Origin of the sequence: Inquilinus sp. (genome assembly GCF_039594555.1) — a bacterium.
In the GTDB taxonomy this organism is placed as follows: Bacteria; Pseudomonadota; Alphaproteobacteria; order DSM-16000; family Inquilinaceae; genus Inquilinus.
On record NZ_JBCNNF010000572.1, the window covers coordinates 1 to 3,478 of the forward strand.

Genomic DNA, 3,478 nt, shown 5'->3' on the forward strand with positions numbered 1-3,478 from the left:
CGTGGTGCGCATCTTCGGCTGGCTCGCCATCCTCGGCGACCGCGGCCTGGTCAACGGCATCGCCCAGTGGCTTGGGCTGATCAGCACGCCGATGCGGCTGGTGTTCAACTGGACCGGCGTCACCATCGGCTTGGCCGAGAGCATCATGCCCTACATGATCCTGGCGCTGCTGGCCGGGTTCGGCCGCCTGGACCGCACCTTGGAGGAGGCGGCGCGCAGCCTGGGGGCGACGCCGCTGCGCTGCTTCCTGCGCGTCACCCTGCCGCTGAGCCTGCCCGCCATCGCGCTGGCCGCGGGCCTGGGCTTCGTGCTGTCGATGTCGTCCTACATCACGCCCCGGCTGATGGGCGGCGGCCGCATCTTCGTGCTGGCGACTGAGATCTACGAGCAGGCGACCACCAACACCAACTGGCCGGTGGCCGCGGTGCTGGCGATCTACACCCTGGTGCTGCTGCTGGCCCTGGCCGTCGTCGCCCGGCTGGCGGCGCGGAGGCTGCAGCGATGAACGGCGCCGGCCGCCTGCTCTCCACCCTCGCCGGCATCGTCTACGCCATGATCCTGGCGCCCATCGTCGTGGTGGTGGCGCTCGCCTTCTCGGCCGACGACTTCATCGTCTTCCCGCCCTCGGGCTATTCGCTGCGCTGGTTCGAGGCGCTGGCCGGCAACGGGCCTCTCCTGGACGCGCTGCTGCTGAGCGCGCAGATCGCCTGCGTGGTCACGGCGCTGTCCCTGCTGCTAGGCGTGCCGGCGGCGCTGGCGCTGAACAAGGGCGGCTTCCCGGGGCGCGAGGCGCTGCAGGGCTTCTTCCTGGCGCCCTTGCTGCTGCCGACGCTGATCATCGGTCTGGCGCTGTTGCTGTTCTTCACGCCGCTGCGCCTGACCGCCACCCTGCCCGGCCTGGTGCTGGGCCATATGATCGTGACCCTGCCCTTCGTCATCCGGATGATGACGACCGCCTTCTCGACCCTGCCCGACGACATCGAGGCCGCGGCCGCCACGCTGGGCGCCACGCCCTGGCGGGTGGTGCGCCGGGTCACCCTGCCGCTGGCCGCGCCCGGCCTCGTCGCCTGCGGGGCGCTGTCCTTCCTGCTGTCCTTCGACGAGACCGTGATCTCGCTGTTCATCGCCGGGCCGCGCGCCTCGACCCTGCCGGTCGAGATGGTGCGCTATGTCGAAGGCCGCACCGACCCGATGGTCGCGGCCCTGTCGGTCGTGCTGATCGCCGCGACCCTTCTCGTCGTCATTCTGGTCGAACGTCTCGTCGGCGTCGCGCGCGCCGTCGGCAACTAGGAAAGTCCCCATGCCCGATTACCGCATCGCCCCCATGCCGCCGCAGATCCCGCCCGCCTTGGTGGAGAAGCTGCGCCGCGTCGAGACCGCCACCATCGGCCATTCCCAGCATTGGGGCTTCATGGACCGGGGCATCCAGCCGCTGCTGCGCGGCAAGCGCATCGCCGGCGCCGCCGTCACCCTGGCCATCCCCGGCCAGGATTCGACCCTGCTGCACCACGCGCTGGGCCTGCTGCGGCCGGGGGACATCCTGGTGGTCGACCGGCTGGGCGACGACAAGCATGCCTGCTGGGGCGGCGGCGTCACCATCGCGGCCAAGGCGGCCGGCGCCGTCGGCGGCATCGTCGACGGACCCTGCACCGACTTGGCCGAGATCGAGGATTCGGACTTCCCGATGTGGTGCCGCGGCATGTCGCCGATCACCACCCGCCTCTACAATCTCGGCGGCACGCTGAACCTGCCGGTGTCCTGCGGCAATGTCCCGGTGCGGGCCGGCGACGTCATCCTGGCCGACGAATCCGGCGTGCTGGTGCTGCCGGCCGACCAGGCCGAGGCCATCGCCGATGCGGCACTGGTGCGGCAGGAGCGCGGCGAGGCCAGCCAGGCGCGGGTCAAGGCCGGCGAAAAACTGGGCGACATCTCCGGCGCCAGCCGTATGGTTCTCGAAGCCCTGAACCAGGCAAGCTGAGGCCACCATCGTGACCGACTCCCCGCGCGCCCCGCGCGTCACCGACTTCACCTGCGAGAAGCGGCCGGCCACCGGCTCGCGCGGCATGGTCGTGACCAACCATCCGCTGGCCTCCGCGGCGGGGTCGGAGATGCTGCTGGCCGGCGGGAACGCCGTGGACGCGGCGGTGGCCGCCCTGTTCACGCTGACCGTGGTCGAGCCGATGATGGTCGGCGTGCTGGGCGGCGGCGTCGCCCATATCCGGCTGGCGGATGGCCGCCACTTGGTGCTGGACGGGCTGTCGACCGCGCCGGGCCGCGGCGGCGCCACCATGTACGAGCCGCTGTCGGACGAGATCGGCAAGGCCCGGCTGGTCCGCGACCGCGAGAACGAGGTCGGCCCCAAGGCCGTGGCCGTGCCCGGCGCGCTGGCCGGCTGGTGCGAGGCGCTGGCCCGGTTCGGCACGCTGCCGCTGGCCGATGTGCTGGCGCCCGCCATCCGTCTGGCCGAGCGCGGTTTCATCGCCAGCCCCTATCTCTCCGACTGCATCACCGACTGCGCCAAGGACCTGGCCCGCGACCCCGGCCTGTCGGCCCTGTTCCTGCCCGGCGGCCAGCCGCTGCGGCCGGGCGACCGGCTGGTGCAGGGCGACTATGCCGCCAGCCTGCGGCTGATCGCCGAGCGTGGGGCCGCCGCCCTCTATGACGGGCCCCTGGGCGCCGCGCTGACAGAGTTCATGGCGGGCCATGGCGGGCTGATCGACCAGGCCGATCTGAGCGCCTTCCGGGTGATCGAGCGGGCGCCGGTGCGCGGCACCTATCGCGGCTTCGAGATCCTGGGGCCGCCCCCGCCTTCCTCCTCCGGCGTGCACATCGTGCAGATGCTGAACATCCTGGAGGGCTATGACATCGGCGGGCTGGGCTTCGGGTCGGCCGACGCCGTGCACCTGCTGGCCGAGGCGCTGAAGATCGCTTTCGCCGACCGGGCCGTCGCCACCGCCGATCCCGCCTTCGTCGACGTCCCGGTCGACCGCCTGATCGCCAAATCCTATGCCGAGGAGCGGCGGTCGCGCATCGACCTGCGGCGGACCCAGGCCTGGGCGGCCGGTCTGACGGGCGGGGAATCGGCCAACACCACCCATGTCACGGTGGCCGACGCGGCCGGCAACGTCGTCGCCACCACCCAGACCATCAACGGCCTGTTCGGCGCCTGCACCCAGATCCCCGGCACCGGCATGCTGACCAACAACTACATGTACAATTTCGACCCGCATCCCGGCCGCGCCCTGTCGATCGCGCCGGGCAAGCGGGTCTTCACCTCCATGGCGCCGATGATGGCGCTGCGTGACGGCAGGCTGGCCTTCGCCCTGGGCCTGCCCGGGGGCCTGCGCATCTTCCCGTCGGCGCTGCAGGCGATCGTCAACCTGATCGATCACGGCATGACCCTGCAGGAGGCGGTCGAGGCCCCGCGGGTGTGGACCGAGGGCGGCGTGCTGGAGCTGGAGCAGGCCTTCCCCGAGTC

The 3,478-nt window shown here is 71.7% G+C and carries 4 protein-coding genes; all 4 read left to right on the top strand.

Annotated elements, in window-relative coordinates; translation table 11 throughout:
• Positions 1 to 505 (top strand): ABC transporter permease subunit (locus ABDW35_RS34225; protein ID WP_343718315.1); only part of this gene is annotated, 505 nt, incomplete at its 5' end.
• Positions 502 to 1,290 (top strand): ABC transporter permease, encoded by a 789-nt coding sequence (locus tag ABDW35_RS34230; RefSeq protein WP_343718316.1) that lies wholly within the window; start codon positions 502 to 504, stop codon positions 1,288 to 1,290. The genes ABDW35_RS34225 and ABDW35_RS34230, both read left to right, overlap by 4 nt.
• A gap of 10 nt (positions 1,291 to 1,300) precedes the next feature.
• Positions 1,301 to 1,978: an RraA family protein gene (locus ABDW35_RS34235; protein ID WP_343718317.1), complete on the top strand. Its 678-nt coding sequence runs from the start codon at positions 1,301 to 1,303 to the stop codon at positions 1,976 to 1,978.
• A 10-nt stretch (positions 1,979 to 1,988) separates the two neighbouring features.
• Positions 1,989 to 3,478: gamma-glutamyltransferase (gene ggt, locus ABDW35_RS34240; RefSeq protein WP_343718318.1), on the top strand; the 1,490-nt coding region annotated here is incomplete at its 3' end.